A 22,557-nucleotide genomic window follows, 5' to 3' on the forward strand; every position below is an offset into this window, starting at 1 on the left:
CAACCTGTGACGAAGATCACATCTTCCGCAGCTTCTTTTTTCCCCTACCTATTTTCCAGGCGGGACATTGGGTTATGCCGGGGCTAGGACCCAGGAAATGATGTCAGGGGCGCGGATCTTGGATCGGGAAGACCAGATTGAAGTGATCGGCGCGGTTTTTCGGTGCGACCGGAAATCCGCTGAGTCGCTTCGACAGGTCTTCACTCTCCAGCATATCGCCGCAAAGCAGATATTGGCGCGTCAGGGCGAAGCCTCCTTTCACTGCTGGCTCGTCGTCGAAGGATATGTCGCCATCCAGACCTTCGGGCTGGAGGGGCAGCGGCAGCAGCTGGCCCGGCATGGGCCCGGCGAATTTTTCGGCGCTTATCCGTCCGCCACGACCTGTCGAGCCGAGATCGAAGTGCTGGTCGATACGCTCCTGCTCCGCGCCGACACGCTTGCGCTTGCCACGCTCGTGGCCACCGACGCGCAGATTGGCGCGGGAATGGCCGGACTGCTCGCCCGCCAGTTGGATCGTGCGCTGGACCGCATGGCGACCCGCTCGACATACAGTGCTGCCGGGCGCGTCTATAATGAATTATTGACGCTCGCGGACGGGCGGGATCATATCGCCCCCGCACCACAAATCACGACGCTGGCCATGAGCGCCGGCACAACCCGAGAGACGGCATCACGGGCCGTGGCGACATTGATCCGCCGGGGAATCGTGAGCCGCGAGGACGGAAAGCTGATGATTCACGCCCCGCGTATGCTCCGTGACCTGATCGTTTAAGGCCTGGGAGTTTAGGTGCGCAGTCCGCCAATAACCAACCGCAAGAGACGCCATCATTCGGCGTCAGGCTGATTCTGTGGCGCCGCCCGGCTGAATGCGTCCAGCGTCAGGCAAGTCCTCTCAACGACCTCCAGCCTTGGCCAGCGAAGGTTCACCCCGAAACGACGGGCATTGACCAGTTGCGGCACCAGGCAGATGTCCGCAAGCGTCACCTGATCGCCGAAGCAATAAGGCCCCTGTTCATCGGCGAGCAGCCGGTCCAAGGCCTCCAGCCCTTCATCGATCACCTGCCTCGCCCAATCGGCAACCTCTTCCTTGGCCAAGCCCAATGCCCGCAAACGATCCAGAACCCGAAGATTTTGAATCGGATGGATGTCGCAGGCGATTAGTTGCGCCGCGGCCCGGACTTTGGCCCGGCGCACCGGATCGTCGGGCAGCAATTTAGGCCCGCCGACCGTCTCGTCCAGATATTCACAGATGGCAAGACTCTGTGTCAGCACCGTGCCTTCCATCTCCAGCGCCGGCACAAGACCCTGCGGATTCAACGCCAGATAGTCGGCTGTCCGCTGCTCTCCCATGCGCAGATGATGAATGGCATCGGCATAGGCGATACCCTTGAGGTTCAGGGCGATCCGCACGCGATAGGTTGCGGTCGACCGGAAATAGCCATGGAGGACCGGTTCAGTCATTGGCGGCAGGCCCAATTTTGATGACACAATCACTCAAGCCTTCAATTGTCACGATGATTTCGTCCCCCTCCACCACTGCGCCAACGCCCGCAGGCGTGCCGGTGTAAATCAGGTCGCCAGGCTCCAGCCGGTAGAAGCGCGAGACATAGGCGATAACCTCCTCGACATTCCAGATCATCTCCGCCAGATCGCCGTCCTGCCTCACCTGCCCGTTGACGGTAAGGGCGATACGGCCGGCCGAGAGATGACCCACTGCTCTGGCCGGATGGATCAGCCCCAGCGGCGCGGACTGCTCGATATTTTTGGCGACGTCCCAGGGGCGTCCCTTTTCGCGCGCCTCGAACTGGAGGTCGCGCCTCGTCATATCAAGACCGGCGGCATAGCCATAGACATGGGCAAGCGCGTCGGCCGCCGCGATATTGCGCCCGCCCTTGCCGATGGCGATGACCAGTTCGGCCTCATAGTGAAAGTTGCTCGTTTCCGGCGGATAGGCGATGGTGGTTCCCGACGGCACAATATTTTCCGCCCATTTGGTGAAGAAGAAGGGCGCTTCTCGCTCAGGGTCCCTGCCCATCTCTCGGGCATGGGCGGCATAGTTGCGGCCGATGCAAAAGAGGCGGCGTACGGGAAAGCCCCTGCCCTCGCTGGTGGCGGCGATCATGGCCGCCTGCGGTTCAAACAGGATGGTCACGCATCAACTCCTCGACATGGATTTCACGTCCACAGCTAAGCCGAAAAGGGCGCGGAAATGAAGGGCCATTCCGCGGCAAGATGCTCACCGGCCCGTCCAAAGGGCCCTGATGGGCGCCTTCACCATCAACCCCGTGCGTCGGTCGCGCTGAAGCGGAACGCCCTTTTCTGTTGTTTCATCGCCTCCCAATGGACTAGCCCCATTTTTTCCCTTCGCTTGGTGATGACTGGCCCATGCTCACCGTTCGACAGATTGAGATGTTCCGTGCGGTGATGATCACCAAGACGGTGAGCGGCGCCGCCCGCATGTTGGGCACGTCGCAGCCCGGATTGAGCCGGATGCTGGCGCATATGGAGGACAGGCTGCATTTCCGCCTGTTCGACCGCACCCGCGGGCGGCTGGTCCCGACCCAGGAAGCGCGCATCCTGTTCGACGAGATCGAGCATATCTACAAGGGGTTCGACGACCTCTCCCATGTCATCCAACGCCTGGCCAAAGGCGAAGACAGGCTGTTCCGGGTCGGCGCCTCCCCATCGCTCGGCCATTCGATCGTGCCGCCGATGCTGGCGCGGCTCACCGCCAACTATCCCGGTCTGACGATCCAGTTCGACATCCTGTCGGTCGAGCAGGCGACAGACTATCTGGCGCTGCAACGCGGCGACTATGCGTTGAGCGTCTTTCCGATCGACCATCCCAACATATTGTCGAGCCGGATCGGCGCCGGACGCATGGTCTGCGCGGTGCCCGCCAGTCATCCCCTCGCCGGGCGCGAACGGATCAGCGTCGCCGACATCGCCGGCGAGCAATTGCAGTCCTTCCGTCCCGATACCCCCCATGGCCGCGCCATCGCCGAGATGTTCGCGCGCGCCGGACGCGCGTTGGAGATTGCCTCCTATATCCGCTTCGCAGAAACCGCCGTCGCCTTTGTCGCCAACGGTATGGGCATCGCCCTGGTCGACAGCTTCACCGCGATGCAGCCCCATGCCGACACCATTCGCTTTCTGGAATTTGAAGACCCGGGCGTCCTTCCGGTCTATATCAACCGCAATCTGGAATCGCCGCGCGCAATCATCGGCGAGACGTTTGAGGAGATCGCCCGGACCGCCTTGTTCGGCCTGCCGCGTTCACCCAAGGCATAACATAAAAGCATAGAGGATCGAGATTCCTCTAGTGGAAATTGCCCATGGAAAGGAGGACGGAGGCATACCCGCAGAATAGAAGCCGACAGGCCGCCGGGCTGGTTCGCAATGCAGGGGCGCCATGCCCCCGAGAGGATGAAAGGCGTTTCCATGGCCAGCTATTCCCCCACCGGCACGGTATCCGTGCGGCCCTATGTGACCGTGGATAACGCCGTCCCGCCTGCTTCGGATTCCCGCTGGACCGCGCGCCAGATACTGGTCGTCGCCACCTGCTTCATCCTCAACATGCTCGACGGCATGGACGTGCTGATCCTGTCCTATGTCGCCCCTGCCCTGTCCGCCGACTGGCAGGTCAGCCCCGAAAGTCTGGGCGTGGTGTTCAGCGCGGGCCTGGCCGGCATGGCGGCGGGCGGGCTACTGATCGCCCCGCTTGCCGATCGCTTTGGCCGGCGCAAGCTGATCCTCGCCTCGCTCATCATGATGGCGCTGGCCATGTTCGGGTCCAGCATCGCGACGTCGATCTTCGAACTGATCGCGAGCCGCTTCGTCGTCGGCATCGGCATCGGCACGGTGCTGGCCAGCATGGCCGCGTTGACCGCCGAATATGCGCCGGCGAAGCATCGCACCTTTGCCGTGGGCTTCCTGCAAGCCGGCTATCCGGTCGGTGCGACCATCACCGGCTTCGTCGTCGCCAGCCAGGTGGCGACCCATGGCTGGCAGGCGATGCTGCTGGGCGCGGCGATCCTGTGCGCCGTGGCCATTCCGCTGGTCTGGCTGCTGCTGCCCGAATCCATCGCTTTCCTCCTCAGCCGTCAGCCCAAGGGCGCGCTGGACAAGGCGAACCGCCTGCTCGTATCGATCGGCCAGCCGCGCCTCGATGCGCTGCCGCCGCAAAATGTGAGTGCAGCCCATCATGCCGGCGTCCGCGGCCTGCTGAGCGACGGCCGCGCGTCGAGCACCATATTGCTGTGGCTGGCGATCATCTTCAGCTTCATGACGCTCTATTTCGTGATCAGTTGGATCCCCAAGCTGGCGGTCGAGGCCGGCCTGCCGGCCAAGGACGCCATCTATGCCGGGGCGATATACAATATCGGCGCCTTTTTCGGCACCTCCTCGATCGGTCTGGTGGCCATGCGCTTCGATCTGCGCAAGCTGATCCTGACCTATATGGTGCTGGCCGCCGCCGCACTGGTGGTGTTCGGATCGGTCGCCATGCCGCTGGTCGCGACGCTGGCCACCGCCTTCCTGATCGGCGTGTTCGTGCAGGGCGGCTTCAACGGCTGTTACCCACTGGCGGCCAGCCTCTATCCGCCCGAAGCGCGCGGCACCGGCATCGGTTGGGCCATGGGCGTGGGCCGGATCGGCGCGGTGATCGGGCCGATGCTGGGTGGCTTTCTGCTGGCGGCCAAAGTGTCGCTGCCGGTGATCTTCGGCATCTTCGCGGTGCCGGTGGTGCTCGCCGGCCTGTGCGCCGCGATGATCCGCCTGCCCAAGGCCGACTGATTCAATATTAGGAAGAAAGACGTTTCCATGTTCCAGCATCCCGTGCGCGATACGGGCCGGTCCCGCGCGTCCATCCTCTGCGGACTGATCGGCAGCGGCATCGCCGGATCGCGCAGCCCCGACATGCACGAAACCGAAGCGCGGGCGCTCGGCCTGACCATGGTCTACCGCATTCTCGATGGGGGGGTGATGGACTATGGCGCCGCCGACCTGCCCCGTCTGCTGCCGATTCTCCAGGCGATGGGTTTTGACGGCCTCAACGTCACCCATCCCTTCAAGCAGGATGTGATCCCGCTGATGGATAGCCTGTCCGACGCCGCCAGGGCGCTGGGGGCGGTCAACACGATCCTGTTCCGCTATGGCAAGGCCCATGGCGAAAATACGGACTGGTCGGGCTATCGCGCGCATTTTCTTGCCGGGTTGGGGGATCGCCCGCACAGCCGGGTCGCTTTGATCGGCGCGGGCGGCGCGGCGGCGGCGGTGGGCTATGCCCATCTCCATCTGGGCGCGAAGCGGCTCATCATCTTCGATCCGGCGCAGGACCGGGCGAAGACGCTGGCGGATCGGCTTGGCCGCCTCTTCCCCATGGCGAAGGTCGGCATCGCCGCCACGGCGGGGGAAGCGATCGAAGGCGCCGACGGCGTGGTCCAGGCCTCCCCCATCGGTATGCTCAGCCATCCCGGCCTGCCCTTCGATCCCGACCTGCTGACGCCCGATCAGTGGGTATCGGACATCATCTATTTCCCGCTCCAGACTGCTTTACTCGAAGCGGCGGCGGCCAAGGGCTGCGCCACGCTCAATGGCGGCGGCATGGCGGTGATGCAAGCGGCGCACGCTTTCGCGCGGTTCACCGACACCGAACCAGACAATCGCCGCATGATAGCGGAATTCGATCGCGCCACCAAGCGGAGCGCCGCCGCATGATCCCCGATGCTCCACCCGCCATCATCCTGCCCGTGCAGGTCGCCGCCCGCGAAGCGCCGCAACTGCAGGGTCCGCCTGCCGGCCCGCAGACCCCACCCCCCGCGCCGATGGCAAAGCCCGGCTGGCGCACCAAGCTGAAGGACAGGGGCGTTACCCTCGCCTTCTCCTACGTGTCGGAAAGCGCCGCCTCGATCAGTGGTGGGCGCGATCAGGGCGCGGCCTATACACAGCAATTGCTCGCCTCGGCCGTGGTCGACACCGGCAAGGCCTTCGGCCTGGCCGGCGGCAAGATCATCGCCACCATCATCCATCGCAAGGGCGAGGATCTGACCGCGACCCGTATCGGCAATCTGTTCGAAGTGCAGGAATTGTTCGGCGGCGGGCAGGATCTGCGTCCGGCCGAACTGAGCTACGAACAGCAGCTGAACGGCGGGAAGACCGCGCTCAAGTTCGGCCTCTACCATACGGGCGACGATTTCGCGACCTTGCCGTCGGGCTGCCAGTTCCAGAATTTCGCTTTCTGCCCGCGTCCGACGACCCTCTTCTACAATAGCGGCTTTTCGGGCTTTCCCATTCCCCGCTGGGGCGTGCGCGCCCGGCAGGAGGTCGCCAAGGGGCTGAGCGTCACCATCGCCGCGTTCGAGGTGAACAGCATCCGCGCTCAGATCGGCAATGGCTGGCAACTGGCGCCGCGCTTCGACAGCTTCGTGCTGCCGGTCGAACTGGGTTGGAAATCCGGCCAGCAAGAAAGCGGGCTTCCGGGGCTGGTGCGTGTCGGCGCTCTGGTTGACACCACCGACCGCGCCGATGTGCGCGACGACATCCATGGCGACAGCTATGTCCTATCCGGCCTTTCCCCGGCCATGCGGCAGGAGCGTTGGAGCGCCTGGGTGATGGCGGAAAAGATGATCGTCCGCTTCGGCGCCGGCGATCGTGGCCTGTCGCTGTTCGGCACCGCCACCCTGTCGGACCGGCACACCGCGCGCGTGCCGCTGTTCCTGAGCGGCGGCTTCGTCGCACGGGGGCTGTGGGACGGCCGGCCCAAGGATAATTTCGGCCTGGGGCTGGTCTATGCCCGCGTCAATCCGCGCATTTCCGACCGCCAGCGCGACCAGCAGTCGCTGGGACAGGCGGTCGACGTGCAGACATGGGAAGCCAGCGGAGAGATATTCTATGGCTGGCAGGCGACGCGCGACCTGCTGTTGCGACCGAACCTGCAATATATCCACCGCGTGGGTGCGACGAGCCGCTATGCTGATGCGGTCGTGGCGGGGCTGACGGTGAAATTGATCCTGTGATTGCGGAGGGTCGTGGTCATCAGTCCACGACCGGCTCGTCCCGGAACCTATTCTGCGCCGCCAGCCGAACCCCGGCATTGGGCGCACCATAGCCGGTATAGCCGGGTGTACGCTGGACGATCTCGAAGAAGAACAGCTTGTCGAAGGCGCGGCTGTAGACCTGCCAATAGCCATTGCTGTCGGCATCCTCGTCGTAGAGGATGCCCAGTTCCGCCATCTGCGCGATCGTCGCATCGTCGAAGCCGAAGCGGGCCGCCAGATCCGCGTGATAATTGGCTGGGATCGCCAGCATCGCCGCGCCGCCGTCCCGCAGCGCCCGCGCCGTGGCGAAGATATCGTCGGTGCCAAGCGCGACATGCTGATAGCCGCCGCCAATACCCTGTTCCAGAAAGCGCGAAGACAAGGTCTCCCGCGCGTCCGAGGCGTTGAGCGTCACGCGGAAGGCCCCGTCCGGCGACTGGAGCGCCTGACTATGGACCAGGCCCGACGGGTCGATGACGTCCTGCGCTGCTTTCGCCTCCAGCCCGAACAGCGCGCGCCAGTAGAGCTGCCAAGACAGGAATTCATCCTCATGCACCACGGCCGCCAGATGATCGAAGCCGCGCATGTGGACCGGCGCGTCCGGCTCGACATCGCGCGCCACGAATTCCCGCGCCCAAAGCCCCTCCACCTCATTCTCGTCGATCAGATAGACGAGGCTGCCGCCCACGCCGCGCAGCGCCGGCATGGCCATGCGGCCGGGCCGGCCTTCGGGACTATAGGCCTTGATCCCCAGCGCCGCCGCGCGCGCCAGCACCGCAGCCTTGTCCTTCACCCGCACGCCGATCGCGCAGATGGAGGGACCATGGGCGCTGCGATAGGCGCAAGCGAACCCCCTGGGTTCGGCATTGATGACGAGGTTCACGCCGCCCTGCCGCCAGCGCGTCACCTTCTTCTGCCGATGCTCGCCCGCCAGGGTGAAGCCCAGCGACGCGAAGATGCTGCCAAGCCGGGCGGAACCGGCGCCATCGGCGGTGAACTCCACGAATTCGGCGCCCAGCATCGGCTGCGGCGCGGGCATTCGCGTTTCCCGTCCCAGCAACCGCCGGGCCGCGTCCCGCACATAGTCGAGCGAGCGATGCCCATCCTCCGCCACCAGCATCGCGCTGTTGGACCGGAAACGGTCGTTGAAAATCTCCAGCGACAGCGGCCCGTCATAGCCGGTGCGCAATATCTCCGCGACATAGGTCTCGACATCCAGCCCGCCCTGCCCCGGCAGATTGCGGAAATGACGGCTCCAATAGAGCAGGTCCATGTCGAGCAACGGCGCGTCGGCGAGCTGGACGAAGACGATCTTGTTCCCGCTTATGGCGCGGATGCTCTCGCTCGGGATCTTGCGCGACAGCGAATGATAGCTGTCGAGGATGATGCCGATATTCGGATGATCGACCTGCTCGACGATCGACCAGACGTCGCGATGGTCGAAGACATGGCGCCCCCAGGCCAGCGCCTCATAGCCGACGAGAATGCCGCGTTTTGCTGCGCGATCGCCCAGTTCGCGGAAATCATCGACGATGCGCTCGCGCTCGCCCAGCGAGACGGGCGAACAGTTGGAGCAGACGAGGATGCGGTCCGCGCCAAGCTCGCCCATCAGGTCGAACTTGCGCTCCGCCCGGTCCATCGCGCGCTGGCGTAGATGCCCCGGCATCCCCTCGAAATCGCGAAAGGGCTGGTAGAGCATACAGGCAAGGCCGAGATCGCCCAGCATCCCGCGCACCTCGCGCGGCGACAGGGGCGAGCCGATCAGGTCGTTTTCGAAAATCTCGACCCCGGCGAACCCTGCCGCGGCGGCCGCGCGCAGCTTTTCCTCCAGCGTGCCTCTGAGCGAAACGGTGGCGATGGCGTTGGGCATGACGGCTCCTGTGTCGAGCCGCCAACATCCCACCATCCGACCATGACGATAAGGGCGCATGAAGCACCTTTCCATGCCATAAGGTTATAGACATGCCGGCTTCAGACCTGTTCGCGTCAACAAACTGGTCCGAGCGTCGGGCTATGCAGGGATTTTCGCAGGCGGCGATGTTTCCTTCGCGTCGCCGGCGGCCAATATCGTTGCCTTGAACGCCTGCGAGGTGGGCGATAAATCGTCCCGATGGACGAGCCACAGGCGGCTGACAACCGGCGTCGCCAGCGACCTGTAGGCCAGATTGTCGACATGCAGGCGCGTCAAGGACTGCGCCAATATCGTCGCGCCAAAGCCGGCCGCCACCAGACCGAGCAACGTCGCAAGGCTGCCCGCCTCCTGCGCGATGTTCGGCCGGAAACCGGCCTGCTCGCAAAGGTCAAAGAAATGCTCGTTGAAACCCGCGCCGATGACGGCGCTGTAGAGGACGAGGGGTTCGTCCTTCAAATCCTCTATCGACGGGTCCTCCGCCTGCTGCGCCAGACGATGATCCTGCCGTATCGCCAGGAACATTTCCTCCTCGATCAGCGGCATCGAAACCAGTCCCTCGGTCACGAACGGCCGGTCGAAGCAACGGACGATCGCCACGTCGAGTTGCCGACGCTCGACCGCATCAATCTGCCCGTCGCGCCCCATTTCCAGCAGGGTCAGCTCGACATTCGGAAAAGACTGGCGAAATGTATAGAGCGCGCGGGCAACGCGCGGGACGAATGGTCCCGATGCGGTAAAGCCCAGGGACAGCTGGCCGATCTGTCCCATCTGCGCGAGCCGCGCGGTTTGCGCCGCCCGCTCCGCCTGCGCCAGCGTGGCGCGCGCTTCCGGCACGAACAGCCGCCCCACGTCGGTCAGCGACACCCGCCGGCTGGTCCGTTCGAACAGTTGCACGCCCAATTCCTCCTCCAGCGCTCGTATCTGCTGGCTGAGCGGCGGCTGCGAGATGCCCAGTCGCAAGGCGGCACGCCCGAAATGCATTTCCTCGGCCACGCACAGGAAATAGCGCAGATGTCGCAGGTCCATAAATCAAGTCGTCCAGGCTATCGATAATGCCATATTATATATTAGACGCGGAAGATTCTAGGTTGCATGGCGAAACCGGATGTGGCGGTGGTTCGCTGTCGTTCCGAAGGCCGCGCGCGATCCGCCCCCCTGATGCCGTGGCCCGCCGGACCCGGACCATCGTCACATTCATGAATGACATTCATCAGATCATGCCGTGGCAAGCGGCTTTATCCGCCGGGATGATTGCGGTAACAACGGACATCCCTTCAGGAGAGGCATCATTATTTTCAACTCCGGCGGTTCCGCCGGCGCGTCCCGGAGTCGTGGATGATCGGTATCGTCAAGGTTGCCCTCAACCGTCCTTTGACCTTCATCGTTATGGCGATCCTGATCGCGATTGGCGGCATCCTTGCGGCCGTCCGCACGCCCGTCGACATGTTCCCCAACATCCGCATCCCGGTCGTGGCGGTCGCCTGGCAATATGCCGGTCTGGCGCCGGAGGACATGGCAAACCGCATCGTCGGTCCCTATGAGCGCGTGCTGACGACGACGGTCAACGATATCGAACATATCGAAAGCCAGTCCTTGCAGGGCATCGGCATCGTGAAAATCTATTTTCAGCCCGGCGCCGACATCCGTACCGCCACGGCGCAGGTGACATCGGTGTCGCAGACGGTGCTGCGCCAGATGCCGCCGGGCATCACCCCGCCGCTGATCCTGAACTACAGCGCGTCGACCGTGCCGATCCTGCAACTCGCCCTGTCGGGCAAGGGATTGTCGGAACAGCAATTGTTCGATCTGGGCCAGAACCAGATCCGGCCGCAGCTCGTCACCATTCCGGGCCTTGCCATGCCCTTTCCCTCGGGCGGCAAGCAGCGGCAGGTGCAGATCGACCTCAATCCGCTGGCGCTCCAGTCCAAGGGGCTGTCGGCGCAGGATGTGGGCAACGCCATCGCCGCGCAGAACCAGATCAACCCGGCGGGCTTCGTCAAGGTGGGCGCGACCCAATATAGCGTGCGGCTGAACAACGCCCCCACCTCGATCGCGGCGCTCAACGACCTGCCGGTCAAGGTGGTGAACGGCGCGACCATCTATATGCGCGACGTCGCCTATGTCCGAGACGGCAACGGGCCGCAGCAGAATATCGTCCATGTCGAAGGCAGCCGGTCGGCCCTGTTGACCGTGCTCAAAAATGGCTCGACCTCGACGCTGGCCATCGTCGACGGGGTAAAGGAAGCGCTGCCCCGGATCGCGGCGACCCTGCCGGACAGCCTGAAGATCCTTCCCGTCGGCGACCAGTCGCTGTTCGTGAAGGCGGCGGTCGAGGGGGTCGTCCATGAAGGCGCCATCGCCGCGGCGCTGACGTCGCTGATGATCCTGCTGTTCCTGGGCAGCTGGCGCTCCACCGTCATCATCGCCCTGTCGATCCCGCTGGCGATCCTGGCCGCGATTGCGGCGCTCGCCGTCTTCGGCCAGACGCTCAACGTCATGACGCTGGGTGGCCTTGCGCTCGCTGTCGGCATCCTGGTCGACGACGCCACGGTGACGATCGAGAATATCAACTGGCACCTGGAGCAGGGCAAGGGCGTGACCCAGGCGATCCTGGACGGCGCGGCGCAGATCGTGACGCCGGCCTTCGTCGCTTTGCTCTGCATCTGCATCGTGTTCGTGCCGATGTTTTTCCTGCCGGGGGTCGCGGGCTTCCTGTTCGTGCCGATGGCGCTGTCGGTGGTGTTCGCGATGATTGCGTCCTTCATCCTGTCGCGCACGCTGGTCCCGACGCTGGCCATGTATCTGCTGAAGCCCCATGTCGAACATGGTGACGCCCACATGGCCGGCAGCGCGACCTCGCACAACCCGCTGGTCCGTTTCCAGCGCGGATTCGAGGCGCGGTTCGAGACGATCCGCACCGGCTATGTCGGGCTGCTCCACCGTGCGCTCAATGCGCGCAAGCCTTTCCTGCTGGGCTTCATGGGGATCGTTATCCTGTCCTTCGGCCTGCTGCCGATGCTGGGCAGCAACTTTTTCCCCACGGTCGATTCCGGGCAGATCGCCATGCATATCCGCGTGCCGGTCGGCTCGCGGATCGAAGATACCGCCGCCCGCTTCGACCGCATCGGCCAGGAAGTGCGCAAGATCATCCCGGCGGACGAACTCGGGTCGATCACGGACAATATCGGCCTGCCGGTCAGCTCCATCAACACCGTCTACAACAACAGCGGCACGATCGGGCCGCAGGATGGCGACATGCTGATCGCGCTCAATCATGGCCACCGTCCGACCGAACAGCTGGTGGCCGAACTGCGCCGCGAGATGCCGCGCCGCTTCCCCGGCACGACCTTCGCCTTCCTGCCCGCCGACATCACCAGCCAGATCCTGAACTTCGGCGCGCCCGCCCCGATCGACATCCAGATCGCGGGCAGGGATGCGGAAGCCAACCGCGCCTATGCGCAGAAGCTGCTGGCGCGGATCGCGACCATCCCCGGCCTTGCCGATGCGCGCATCCAGCAACCCGGCCGCGCGCCGCAACTGGACGTCGATGTCGACCGATCGCGCGTCGGCCAATATGGCCTGACCGAGCGCGACGTGACCACCAGTCTGGCGAGCCAGCTCGCCGGCACGTCGCAGACCGCACCCGTCTTTTTCGTGAACCCGGAAAATGGCGTGCAATATCCGGTCGTCGCGCAGGCGCCGGAATATCTGGTCGGATCGCTCAGCGACCTGTCCAACGTGCCCGTGTCAGGCGCCAATGCGACCTCGGTCCAGCCGCTGGGCGGGCTTGCCACCATCGTCCGGTCGAACACCCTGCCGGTCGTGTCCCACTATAATATCGCGCCGGTGCTCGATATCTTCGCCACCACTCAGGGTCGCGACCTTGGCGCGGTTGCGGGCGATATCGAGAATATCATCAAGTCGATGGAGAAGGCGCAGCCCAAGGGCGCGACCGTCACCATCCGCGGCCAATATGCGACGATGAACACCGCTTTTTCGGGCCTGGGCTTCGGCCTCGCCGCCGCGGTGGTGCTGATCTACCTGCTGATCGTGGTCAATTTCCAGAGCTGGGTCGATCCGTTCGTCATCATCACCGCCCTCCCCGCAGCCCTCGCCGGCATCATCTGGATATTGTTCATGACCGGCACGACCCTGTCGGTGCCTGCGCTGACGGGCGCGATCATGTGCATGGGCGTGGCGACGGCGAATTCGATCCTCGTGGTGAGCTTCGCCCGCGAGCGGCTCGCCGAGCTGGGCGACGCGACCAAGGCCGCACTGGAAGCCGGCCTGGTCCGTTTCCGTCCCGTGCTGATGACCGCGCTTGCCATGATCATCGGCATGGGTCCGATGGCGCTGGGCCTGGGCGAAGGCGGCGAACAGAACGCCCCGCTGGGCCGCGCGGTCATCGGCGGCCTGATCTGCGCAACGATCGCCACCCTCTTCTTCGTTCCCACCGTCTTCGCCCTTGTCCATCGCAAGCACGGCCAGAAGACCCCCATTACGGAAATGCAGCCGAGCCATGTCTGAGCATAACACCCTCATCGAGAACCCTGCCGCGACGGGACCGGACAGCCGCACACTGAAGCGCGTCGGGATCAGCGCCGCGGTGATCGCGATCGCAATCGTCGGGATCGGAGTCATCTCAAGGATCAGCGCAACCGAGGAACTGCGCCAGACGGCGGCGGACGCGGCTCTGCCCACCGTCGCGGTGGTGGCGCCCAAGGTCGATGCGGAGGGCAGTGCGCTGGTCCTGCCGGGTAATGTCCAGGCCTTCAACAGCGCCGCCATCTACGCGCGGACCAATGGCTATGTCCGCCGCTGGCTGGCCGATATCGGCGACCGGGTCGGCGCAGGCCAGCCGCTCGCGATCCTCGACGCGCCCGATGTCGATCAGCAACTCGCCGCCGCCCAGGCCGATTATCAGACCGCGCTCGCCAACCAGCGGCTCGCGGCGACCACGTCGAAGCGATGGGCGACGATGCTGAAGGAAGACGCCGTCTCGCAACAGGAAGCGGACGAAAAGGCGGGCGATCTGGCCGCCCGGATCGCCGTGTCCAATGCGGCGCTCGCCAATGTGAATCGTTTGAAGGCGCTGCAAGGCTTTACCCGCCTGTCCGCGCCATTCGACGGCGTCGTCACCAGCCGTTCGGCGCAGATCGGCGCGCTCGTGGTCGCGGGCAATGCCGCCGCCCAACCGCTCTTCACCGTGTCCGACATCCATCGCGTGCGTATCTATGTCCGCGTGCCGCAGGGTTATTCGGCCGCAGTCAAGCCGGGAACCACGGCGACCTTGTCCCTGCCCGAATATCCAGGGCGCACCTTCAACGCCACCATGACGAGCAGCGCCGGCGCGATCGACCCACAGTCGGGCGCGGTTCTGGTGCAATTGCAGGCGGCCAATCCCGACGCCGCGCTGAAGCCCGGCGCCTTCGCACAGGTGCGCTTCCAGGTCGGCGCGGGTCAGGGCAATGCCCTGAGCCTGCCGGGTAGCGCCATCCTCTATGGCAATGACGGCCCGACCGTCGCCGTGGTCGGCCAGGACGGCCGCGTCACCGTGAAGCCTGTCACCATCGCGCGCGACGAGGGGGCGACCGTCCAGATCTCGGGCGGCGTCACCGCGCAGGACAGGGTGATCGACACGCCGCCGGACGCGATCCGCACCGGCGACCGGGTCCAGGTGCAGACGGCGGCGGCCGGTGGAAAGGACGCTGCGAATGGGCGTTGATCGCCGGGCCGCGGCGCTGCTGCCCATGTTCCTGGCTGCCTGCTCGATGGCGCCGGACTATCATCCGCCCGAAACGGCAGCGCCAGCGGCCTTCAAGGAAGTGGCCGGCTGGACTGCCGCCCAGCCGATGGATGACGTACCCCGCGGCGCCTGGTGGGAAGCGTTTGGCGATCCGGTGCTGAACGATCTGGAAATGCGCGCCGAAAAGGCCAGCCCGACGCTGGCCGCCGCACTCGCCCGCTACGATCAGGCGCGCGCCGCCGCGCGGATCGAAGCTTCGGACCTTGTTCCCACGATCAGCGCCGGCGCGGACGCCAGCCGCCGCCGCGTGTCGGGCAACCGCTTCCAGGGCAATGGCAATGCGGTGACTTACAACGACTATGTGGTCGGCGGTTCGCTCGACTATGAACTGGACCTTTGGGGTCGCATCCGCAACAGCGTGACCGCCGCGCGCGCCGACGCGCAGGCGAGCGAAGCGGATCTGGCGTCGGCACGACTGAGCCTTCAGGCCGCCGTCGCCGACGCCTATGCCCGGCTGCGGGGGCTGGATGCGCAGGCCGCCTTGCTGCGCCAGTCGGTGGAGGCGTTCGACCGCGCCTATGATCTGACCGCCACGCGGCGGAAGGGCGGCATCGCGTCGGGCATGGACGTCAACCGGGCCAAGACCACGCTCAGCAACGCGCGTGCCCAGATTTCCGCCGTGGCGAACGAGCGGGCGGCGACCGAGCATGAAATCGCGGCGCTGGTCGGCGCACTGTCGTCCGACTTTTCCATCGCTTCGCAGGATGCGCTGCCGCAGATGCCCGCCATCCCGGCCGGCACGCCGTCGGAACTGCTTCAGCGCCGTCCCGACATAGCGGCAGCCGAACGGCGCATCTATGCCGCCAACGCGCGGATCGGCGTCGCCAGGGCGGCCTATTTCCCGTCGTTGACGCTGGGGCTGACCGGGGGATGGGAAACGACGCGCGGCGACCTGCTGAGCAATCCCAACAGTTTCTGGGGTCTTGGGCCGTTGTCGGCACTCGTCACCCTGTTCGATGGTGGACGACGCAACGCGCAAGTCAAGATGTCGCGCGCGGAATATGACGAACTGGCCGCTTCCTATCGCGAAACGGTGCTGGGCGCTTTCCGACAGGCGGAGGACGCGATCGCCGCCAGCCGTCATCTCGCCGCCCAGTCGGTGGACCAGCGTGACGCCGCGCAGGCGGCCGAGCGGACCAGCAAGATCGCCTATAGCCGCTATCGCGACGGCGCATCGGATTATCTGGAAGTCGTCACTGCCCAGACCGATGCGCTGGAAGCCCAGCGCGCATTTCTTGCGGTCGAAACCGACCGGATGCGGGCCGGCATTGCGCTGGTGAAGGCGATGGGCGGCGCGGCAACCGGCGCCTGATCGCGTTGTGTCTCGAAAGGAAAGACGCGCTCTGGGACAAGGGAGGGATCAGGGCAATCTCAGCGCGACATGATCGAGTATCGTTTCCGCCTCCGGCCGATCGAGCCAGTCCGGGCTGACCTGAAGCCATTCGACGCGGCGGCCCGCGCCCACCAGCAGGACGGCCGGTTGGGGCAGTTCCCAGCTGTTGGTGCCGGTGACTTCGCCGATCCAGCCGGCGGGCGGCGGCGAGGGACGATCGTCGGGAACGAAGCTGATGCCCAATGTCCGGGCAAGGCCATTGTCCGCATCCGTGGCGACGGCAAAGGGCAGCGCATGGCGCAGCTTGATGTCGCGCAGCCGGTCGGGCCGCTGCGGGCTGAGCGCCACCAGCGGGATGCCCTTCTGTCGCAGCGTGGGATAGAGGTGGTCGCCATAATAAGGCAGCGCGATATTGCAGGCGGGACAGCCAGCGAAGCGGAAGAAAAGAAAAAGCGCGGGACCGTGAGCCGTCAGCGCATCGAGACTGAGAGTCTCGCCATCGACTTCAGCGAAGGACAGGGGCGGCAGGATGGCGCCGGGCTGCGCGACCGCCGCGGGATCGAAACGGTCGACCAGCCGCGCGCGCTGACGCGCATTCCCGTCCAGTTGTGCGGCGGTCCAACTGCGTTCCCGCTCCGCCTGCAACGCGGCATAGCGGGCCTTGAGCGTATCGGTGAGAAGTGTCGCCATCATGATCTCCTTGCGGTCGGGGTCATGATGGCTGCCGTCAACGCGCCCCGCCAATGAGAGTTGGCGGGGAAGCGTCGATGAATTGTCATAGCTTCAGGCGGCGTCCCGATGCGCGCGGTTCGAGGCGTGACGACTGGCCGGGAAGGGGGCGTCGGGATCACGCCCCTGCCGGGATGGCGTCGGCGATGGTGGCGCCCAGGTCGCGGCCCCGATTGCTGTCGCCGGGGCCGCCGACTCCCGTCGGGACGAGACCCAGCTTCAATTGGCGCCTGGTCATGGCTTTCCTCCAGTTCAGGCGTCGAAGCCGGGCGACTGGCGCCCGGCCTTGCGCAGAGCGGCTTCCCAGACGAGATCATAATGCGACTTGCCGCCTTCCACCGGCTTGCGCTCCCGGCCCATCTGGCGGCGCACTTCCTCCTGCGCCTCTTCCGGCGCGATCAATATCCGGTCGCGGCCGATGGAAAGCGTGCGGACCTGTGCCTTGCAGGCTTCCTCCAGATGATAGATGCCGCTGAACGCCTCGCCCGGTGACGATCCCAGCGCCAGCGTGCCATGATTGCGCAGCAGCATGACCTTGGTATCGCCAAGATCCGCGACCAGCCGCTCGCGCTCGTCCAGATTGAGCGCCACGCCCTCATAGTCATGATAGGAGAGGCGCGGGATCAGCGCGAGCGCGCGCTGGTTCAAGGGCAGCAGCCCTTCGGCATGAGCCGATACCGCCATGCCGTCGGCGCTGTGGAAATGGGCGATATAATGGGCGTCCTCGCGCGCGCCGTGGATCGCCGAATGGATCACATAGCCGGCATAGTTGATGCCATAGTCGCTTTCCCCGACGACATGGCCGTCCAGGTCCACCTTGACCAGGCTGGACGCCGTGATCTCATCGAACATCAGGCCGAAGGGGTTGATCAGGAAATGATGCTCCGGCCCCGGCACGCGGGCGGAAATATGGGTGTAGATGAAGTCGTCCCAGCCATGGAGGGCCGAAAGGCGATAGAAGGCGGCGAGGTCGATGCGAACCTTCCATTCCGCCTCGCTGACGCCGGATTGGCGGAAACGATCATCCTTCAAGACAGTGGCCATGGCGATGCTCCTTTACGGGCGAGTGTAGGAAGGCGGCTGCTTGCCGCCCAATGAGAATGTCTGAAGGGTCGGACAGCGCTGCTCATGTCGGGAAGACCGTCGGATCGACGATATGGGCGACATCGACGCGGACAGGCAGTTCGCCATCGGCGTGAAAGCGATCGACAACGCGCTGCAACGGTTTGATGACCGTCGCATCCGGCGGGACGAGAAGGGGATTTTGCCGGTCGACGATCAGCTTCGCCAATTTCGGGTCCACGCCCGTCGCTTTGGCGAACACATCGGCATAACCATCCGGGTGCGCCTGCGCCCATTGGCTCGCCGTGCGAAACCGGGCCAGCACATCCTTGAGCGCGCCGCGCTTCGCCGGATCGTCCAGCGCCTTTTGCGAGGCGGCGATCAGGGTGAGGCCGGTATTGATTCCCTGCCCGTCGCGCAGCATCCGGGCGCCCCGCGCCTCCGCCGCGATCTGATAGGTGCCGAAGGTCGCCCAGGCATCGATCCGGCCGGCGGCGAAGGCGGCTGCGGCATCGTTGGGCAGCATGAAGCCGATATCAACCCTGCGTCGGTCGAGCCTGGCTTCCTTGAGCGCTTCGAGCAACAGATAGTGCGAGATGCTGCCGCGCGCGCTCGACACGATCACGCGGTGGCCGGCGAGGTCGGCGACACGGCGGATGGAGGAGCCTGGCGGCACGATGATGCCAATGTCGCGGGTGGAGGAAACAGAGCCGGCGATGACTTTCAGCGGAACGCCCGCCGCCGCCGCCAGCACGACCGGCAGGTCGCCCGCCGGCGCGGTATCCACCGCCCCGGCGTTGAGAGCCTCCAGCAGCGGCGCGGCGCCGACGAAATTGGCCCACTCGATATCATAGCCAAGAGACGTGAGCGCACCCGCCGCCTCCGCCTTCGACTGGAGCAGGTGAACCTGATCGCCCAGGACCAGCCGGGCACGCCCGCCCTTCCCAGCGCCACCGCACGCAGTGAGGCCGAGCGCGGCGGCGCCCGCCACAAAGGTCCGGCGATCAGAAAGCGAGTGCGATACGCCCATAATAATAGCCGCCTGCGGGATTGAAGGGCGACGGGCCATAATAGCCCTGCCCCGTCTGGGGATTGCCCGGCCCGTTGGTTTCGGGACGAACGTCGAACAGGTTGGTGGCGCCGACCGACAATGTGGCGAACCGCGTCACCTTCGCGCTGATGCTGGCGTCGGTGATGATCTTCGCGCCGAAATGCCGGTCGTCGCCCGCCGCCGTGCGCTGGGTATATTTGCCGTAGCGGGTGGCGGTGACGCTGAGGCCGAAAATGCCCTTCGACCAGTTCAGCGTGCTGACCAGCTTGGTGCGCGGCTGAAGCACTTCCAGTTCGCCGATCTTGTCGCCGCCGAAGAAGACGGAACCTGCGCCCAGCAGCGCATTGCCGTCGGTGTCGAAAAGTTGCGACGGGGTCGCGACGACATCCGTCACCTTGGTCTTGCTATAGTTGAAGGCGAAGGTCAGGCCCAGCTTGCCCAGATCGCCAAGGTTTCGGCTATAGTCGGCGACCAGGTCGAAGCCCTTGGTCTCGGTGTCGGCGGCGTTGATGAAATATTCCGCCTGTTCGATGTCGGACAGGCCGTTGGCGGCCAGAATGGCGGAAATGCCGGCGCCGAACAGGCGGCCCGTGCGCTCGATGCGGTCCCTGATGCGGATATAATAGCCGTCCAGCGTCACCGACAGCGCGGGGATGGGCGTGAAGACGAGGCCAAGGCCGGCATTCCATGTCTTTTCCGCCTTGAGCGGCTTGGCGCCCAGTAGCTGGCCGACGGTCGAATCCGCCGTCACCAGCTTGGCGACGGTGGGCCGCAATTCGGTCTGGCCGGTCGCCGGGTTGAAGAAGGACGAGGTGCGCCCGTCGGTCTGGGCGTAGCCGATCTGCGTCAGCGACGGCGCGCGGAAGCCGGTGCCGACCGTGCCGCGAATGGCCAGCGCCGGGCTGAACTCATAGCGGCTGTTGAGTTTGAAACCGACCGGGCTGCCCGAACCGTCGCTATAATGTTCGGCGCGGATGGCCGCGCCGATATACCAGGCGTCGGTCGGATAGAGGCCGAGGTCGATATAGCCGGCATAGACTTTCCGGCTGATATCGGCTTCGTCCTCCGGCGACAGCACGATCGCGCCCTGCACCACCGGCGAGGCGACGCGGCCGACATTCCAGTCATATTGCTGGTCGCCCGGCTGGAATGTGTAGGTCGCATCCTCATAGGCGAGGGGATCGCCGGCAAAGGTGCGGAAGCGGTCGAGCCGATATTCGCCGCCGATCGATATCTGCAACGGCCTAGCGAGGCCGATCTCGAACTCGCGCGTCAGGTCGATATTGTGAGTCCATTGGCGGAATTCGAAATTGGCGAGATTGGGCCAGCTGGTCGGGCTGTCCGGTCCCAGCGAGGGGCGGATCGAAAGTTTGGAATATTGGCGGCTGGCGTTGCGGCCAAAGGAGGAGGAGACGTCATAATCCCACCCGGCCAGCGTTCCGCGCAGGCCGCCGACGAACTGAAAATCATTCTCGTCGATATTGTTCAGCGGATAATAGCCGTCCGGGAACAGGGCCGTGAAATTGGCGGTGCTGTTGGGACGGCGAAAATTATTACCGATCTCAGCATCACGTTCGCCATAGGTGCCGAAGCTGTAGAGGGTGGCGTTGTCCGTCACCGGCAGTTGCGCATTATAGGCGAGGTTGAACGCCTTGATCTGCGGATCGCCATTATGCGCGCCGTCGCGGTTCCACTGGGCATTGCGGGCGTTGGCATCGGCGATGTTCGCCTCCACCTGCGCGCGGGTCAGGCCGCTGGTCGCCACCACCTGGTCGATGGTGCGACCCGACGGCAGGCCATAGACATTGGCATCGGTCGCGGGCAGGTTCCACCAGGCGCCGCCCCGCTTGCGGACATCGCCGCTGATCGTCAGGAAGCCGCCATCGCCGATTTTCGTGCCATAGCGGATCGTGCCCTTCCAACTGTCGGGCTTGCCATTGGCCTCGTAAAGCGTGCCATAGGTGAAATCACCGCTCAGCCCCTCCTTTTCGGCGAGCTGGATGTTGATGACCCCGGCGATCGCATCGGTGCCATATTGGGCGGCGGCGCTGTCCTTCAACACCTCGATCCGGTCGATCGCGCTGGTGGGGATGAGGTCGATGTCGACCGGGTTGGCGCCGGACGTATCGGCGGTCGAATTGTTGAGGAAGGCGCCATTGTGCCGCCGCTTCCCATTGACCAGCACCAAAGTATAGGCGGGCGCCAGACCGCGATTGGTGACGGGGCGGCCGATTGAGAAGACGCCGGCATGGGTCGACCCGAAATTGAGCGACGGCAGCAATTTGGACAATGCTTCGCCAAATTCCGCCGAGCCGGTCGCCTGCAATTTTTCCGCGCCGACCACATCGATCGGCGCGGGACTTTCCGCCACGGTGCGGGGCGCGCCGCGGACGCCGGTGACGATGATCGTTCCCGGCTCCGCGGCGTCGCCTGCCGCCGCCTTCGGCGCGGCAAGTGCCTGCGCGGTCGCCGGCACGACAGCGAAATGGACAATCGCGAGCGCGGTGGAGGCAAGGTAGGTTTTGTGGCGGTGCATTTTCTATTCCCCCATATGTATTTCGAGGGACCGTTTATTTTCTATAATTTTAGTTGAACATCGACTTTGCGTGACGATCTATGAGTAAGGCTTAACTTTAGATCATCTTTCTAAAGCGAAATTTATTGTTTCAACTACCTTTTCCGAAACTCGTGTCGAACGCCGCACCGACGTCCCGCTCGCCATCGGTCAGTCCGGCCTTGCGGAAACGCCCGGTGATCGCCTGTTCATGCGCGATGATCCCGGCATCGATCGGTCGGGACACTCGATTGTTGCGGTCGAAGCTGGCGCGGGCGATGTCGAGCGGCAGGCCGGTTTCCTGGGCCAGCACCTGCGCGAACCGATCGGGATGGGCGCGCGCCCAGGCGACGGCCCTGGCCTCGCGCTGGAGGAAATCGGCCAGCAAGGCCCGTTTGGGACCGATGGAATCGGCATGGGCGATGTCGATATAGAGCGGCAGGCCATAGTCTTTTGCGTCCACCACAGCGCGCGCGCCTTCCTTGATCGCCACATTGGTATAGGGCGTCCAGGTCGCCCAGGCGTCGATCGATCCGCTGTCGAAAGCCGCCTTGGCGTCGCCCGGCGGCAGGAAGGTGACGCGCACCCTGTCCGCCGGAATATGGGCGCGCTCCAGCGCCTGGAGCAGCAGATGATGGCCGATCGACCCACGCGTCGTGGCGATCGACTTGCCGACCAGATCCTGCGCGCCCTTCACCGGCGAGTCCGTCTTGACGAGGATGGCGAGCGCCTCCGGCGCCTGGTTGGCGGGCGCCTGAACAGCGATGGCCTTGACCGGGCTGCCGCTCTGATAGGCGAAGATGAAGGGAGCGTCGGCGGCAAGGCCGAGATCGGCCGCCCCGCCGCCCACCGCTTCGAGCAGCGGCTGGGCGGCGGGAAATTCCGACCATTCCACGCTATAGGGCGCGCCCTTGAGCACGCCCGAGGCAAGCATCATCGCCCGGACCTGTCCCTTCTGGTTGGCGACACGCAGGACATTGTCGTCGCTATGCCTAAAAGTCGCGGCGGCGAGCCCGAGGCCCGCCACCGCGACAAGGGACGCTGGCAGGATGGCGACGTTTCTCTTCGACATG

At 64.9% G+C, this 22,557-nt stretch carries 17 protein-coding genes; 8 read left to right on the top strand and 9 right to left on the bottom strand.

Going from position 1 to position 22,557, the window contains the following annotated elements; translation table 11 throughout:
• Positions 1-118 precede the first annotated feature (118 nt).
• The gene (locus tag AC58EF_RS09055) at positions 119-772 is read left to right on the top strand and encodes a Crp/Fnr family transcriptional regulator (RefSeq protein ID WP_497275750.1); all 654 of its coding nucleotides are present in this window, start codon (positions 119-121) and stop codon (positions 770-772) included.
• Positions 773-825: 53 nt separating this feature from the next.
• Here AC58EF_RS09055 and maiA read toward each other — a convergent pair whose 3' ends face one another.
• Positions 826-1,461: a maleylacetoacetate isomerase gene (gene maiA, locus AC58EF_RS09060; RefSeq protein WP_497275751.1), complete on the bottom strand. Its 636-nt coding sequence runs from the start codon at positions 1,459-1,461 to the stop codon at positions 826-828.
• Positions 1,454-2,152, bottom strand: a complete 699-nt coding sequence (locus AC58EF_RS09065; RefSeq protein WP_497275752.1) for a fumarylacetoacetate hydrolase family protein — start codon at positions 2,150-2,152, stop codon at positions 1,454-1,456. The genes maiA and AC58EF_RS09065 overlap by 8 nt, the downstream gene beginning before the upstream one ends.
• 233 nt (positions 2,153-2,385) lie before the next feature.
• Between AC58EF_RS09065 and AC58EF_RS09070 the strand changes: the two genes are divergently transcribed.
• The 4 genes from AC58EF_RS09070 (at position 2,386) to AC58EF_RS09085 (ending at position 7,016) form a co-directional block, all read left to right on the top strand.
• Positions 2,386-3,291, top strand: a complete 906-nt coding sequence (locus tag AC58EF_RS09070; protein WP_497275753.1) for a LysR family transcriptional regulator — start codon at positions 2,386-2,388, stop codon at positions 3,289-3,291.
• Between the two features lie 150 nt (positions 3,292-3,441).
• Positions 3,442-4,794, top strand: a complete 1,353-nt coding sequence (locus AC58EF_RS09075) for an MFS transporter (RefSeq protein ID WP_497275754.1) — start codon at positions 3,442-3,444, stop codon at positions 4,792-4,794.
• Between the two features lie 27 nt (positions 4,795-4,821).
• Positions 4,822-5,718 (top strand): shikimate dehydrogenase, encoded by an 897-nt coding sequence (locus AC58EF_RS09080; protein WP_497275755.1) that lies wholly within the window; start codon positions 4,822-4,824, stop codon positions 5,716-5,718.
• The gene (locus AC58EF_RS09085) at positions 5,715-7,016 is read left to right on the top strand and encodes a carbohydrate porin (RefSeq protein WP_497275756.1); all 1,302 of its coding nucleotides are present in this window, start codon (positions 5,715-5,717) and stop codon (positions 7,014-7,016) included. The genes AC58EF_RS09080 and AC58EF_RS09085 overlap by 4 nt, the downstream gene beginning before the upstream one ends.
• Positions 7,017-7,035: 19 nt before the next feature.
• On the opposite strand, the gene AC58EF_RS09090 is transcribed toward AC58EF_RS09085, so the two are convergent.
• Positions 7,036-8,907, bottom strand: a complete 1,872-nt coding sequence (locus AC58EF_RS09090; protein ID WP_497275757.1) for a bifunctional sugar phosphate isomerase/epimerase/4-hydroxyphenylpyruvate dioxygenase family protein — start codon at positions 8,905-8,907, stop codon at positions 7,036-7,038.
• A 141-nt stretch (positions 8,908-9,048) separates the two neighbouring features.
• Positions 9,049-9,975, bottom strand: a complete 927-nt coding sequence (locus AC58EF_RS09095; protein ID WP_497275758.1) for a LysR substrate-binding domain-containing protein — start codon at positions 9,973-9,975, stop codon at positions 9,049-9,051.
• Positions 9,976-10,284: 309 nt separating this feature from the next.
• On the opposite strand from AC58EF_RS09095, the gene AC58EF_RS09100 reads away from it, so the two are divergent.
• The 3 genes from AC58EF_RS09100 to AC58EF_RS09110 are packed head-to-tail and all read left to right on the top strand — an operon-like array spanning position 10,285 to position 16,067.
• Positions 10,285-13,476, top strand: coding sequence for an efflux RND transporter permease subunit (locus tag AC58EF_RS09100; protein ID WP_497275759.1), 3,192 nt, complete (start codon positions 10,285-10,287; stop codon positions 13,474-13,476).
• Positions 13,469-14,674 carry an efflux RND transporter periplasmic adaptor subunit gene (locus AC58EF_RS09105; protein WP_497275760.1) on the top strand — a complete coding sequence of 402 codons (1,206 nt, stop codon included), beginning with the start codon at positions 13,469-13,471 and terminating at the stop codon, positions 14,672-14,674. The genes AC58EF_RS09100 and AC58EF_RS09105 overlap by 8 nt, the downstream gene beginning before the upstream one ends.
• A complete protein-coding gene (locus tag AC58EF_RS09110; protein WP_497275762.1) occupies positions 14,664-16,067 on the top strand; it encodes an efflux transporter outer membrane subunit in 1,404 nt (467 codons plus the stop codon). Before AC58EF_RS09105 ends, AC58EF_RS09110 begins: the two co-directional genes overlap by 11 nt.
• Positions 16,068-16,115: 48 nt before the next feature.
• Here AC58EF_RS09110 and AC58EF_RS09115 read toward each other — a convergent pair whose 3' ends face one another.
• From AC58EF_RS09115 to AC58EF_RS09135, 5 genes are all read right to left on the bottom strand, one after another.
• Positions 16,116-16,778 carry a peroxiredoxin-like family protein gene (locus AC58EF_RS09115; protein WP_497275764.1) on the bottom strand — a complete coding sequence of 221 codons (663 nt, stop codon included), beginning with the start codon at positions 16,776-16,778 and terminating at the stop codon, positions 16,116-16,118.
• Positions 16,779-17,069: 291 nt separating this feature from the next.
• Positions 17,070-17,861, bottom strand: coding sequence for a class II aldolase/adducin family protein (locus tag AC58EF_RS09120; protein WP_497275766.1), 792 nt, complete (start codon positions 17,859-17,861; stop codon positions 17,070-17,072).
• An 82-nt stretch (positions 17,862-17,943) separates the two neighbouring features.
• Positions 17,944-18,909 carry an ABC transporter substrate-binding protein gene (locus AC58EF_RS09125; RefSeq protein WP_497275768.1) on the bottom strand — a complete coding sequence of 322 codons (966 nt, stop codon included), beginning with the start codon at positions 18,907-18,909 and terminating at the stop codon, positions 17,944-17,946.
• A complete protein-coding gene (locus AC58EF_RS09130) occupies positions 18,884-21,466 on the bottom strand; it encodes a TonB-dependent receptor plug domain-containing protein (RefSeq protein WP_497275770.1) in 2,583 nt (860 codons plus the stop codon). The genes AC58EF_RS09125 and AC58EF_RS09130 overlap by 26 nt, the downstream gene beginning before the upstream one ends.
• Before the next feature lie 130 nt (positions 21,467-21,596).
• The gene (locus AC58EF_RS09135) at positions 21,597-22,556 is read right to left on the bottom strand and encodes an ABC transporter substrate-binding protein (RefSeq protein ID WP_497275772.1); all 960 of its coding nucleotides are present in this window, start codon (positions 22,554-22,556) and stop codon (positions 21,597-21,599) included.
• Position 22,557: the final 1 nt, after the last annotated feature.

The organism is Sphingobium sp. WR1 (genome assembly GCF_059693745.1).

Bases quoted from the DNA above. Each gene is read 5' to 3' on its own strand.
- AC58EF_RS09110 (WP_497275762.1), top strand. From the start codon at position 14,664: ATGGGCGTTGATCGCCGGGCCGCGGCGCTGCTGCCCATGTTCCTGGCT.
- AC58EF_RS09125 (WP_497275768.1), bottom strand. From the start codon at position 18,909: ATGGGCGTATCGCACTCGCTTTCTGATCGCCGGACCTTTGTGGCGGGC.
- AC58EF_RS09080 (WP_497275755.1), top strand. From the start codon at position 4,822: ATGTTCCAGCATCCCGTGCGCGATACGGGCCGGTCCCGCGCGTCCATC.
- AC58EF_RS09070 (WP_497275753.1), top strand. From the start codon at position 2,386: ATGCTCACCGTTCGACAGATTGAGATGTTCCGTGCGGTGATGATCACC.
- AC58EF_RS09105 (WP_497275760.1), top strand. From the start codon at position 13,469: ATGTCTGAGCATAACACCCTCATCGAGAACCCTGCCGCGACGGGACCG.
- AC58EF_RS09120 (WP_497275766.1), bottom strand. From the start codon at position 17,861: ATGGCCACTGTCTTGAAGGATGATCGTTTCCGCCAATCCGGCGTCAGC.
- AC58EF_RS09135 (WP_497275772.1), bottom strand. From the start codon at position 22,556: ATGTCGAAGAGAAACGTCGCCATCCTGCCAGCGTCCCTTGTCGCGGTG.
- AC58EF_RS09100 (WP_497275759.1), top strand. From the start codon at position 10,285: ATGATCGGTATCGTCAAGGTTGCCCTCAACCGTCCTTTGACCTTCATC.
- AC58EF_RS09130 (WP_497275770.1), bottom strand. From the start codon at position 21,466: ATGCACCGCCACAAAACCTACCTTGCCTCCACCGCGCTCGCGATTGTC.
- AC58EF_RS09095 (WP_497275758.1), bottom strand. From the start codon at position 9,975: ATGGACCTGCGACATCTGCGCTATTTCCTGTGCGTGGCCGAGGAAATG.
- AC58EF_RS09115 (WP_497275764.1), bottom strand. From the start codon at position 16,778: ATGGCGACACTTCTCACCGATACGCTCAAGGCCCGCTATGCCGCGTTG.
- maiA (WP_497275751.1), bottom strand. From the start codon at position 1,461: ATGACTGAACCGGTCCTCCATGGCTATTTCCGGTCGACCGCAACCTAT.
- AC58EF_RS09075 (WP_497275754.1), top strand. From the start codon at position 3,442: ATGGCCAGCTATTCCCCCACCGGCACGGTATCCGTGCGGCCCTATGTG.
- AC58EF_RS09090 (WP_497275757.1), bottom strand. From the start codon at position 8,907: ATGCCCAACGCCATCGCCACCGTTTCGCTCAGAGGCACGCTGGAGGAA.
- AC58EF_RS09085 (WP_497275756.1), top strand. From the start codon at position 5,715: ATGATCCCCGATGCTCCACCCGCCATCATCCTGCCCGTGCAGGTCGCC.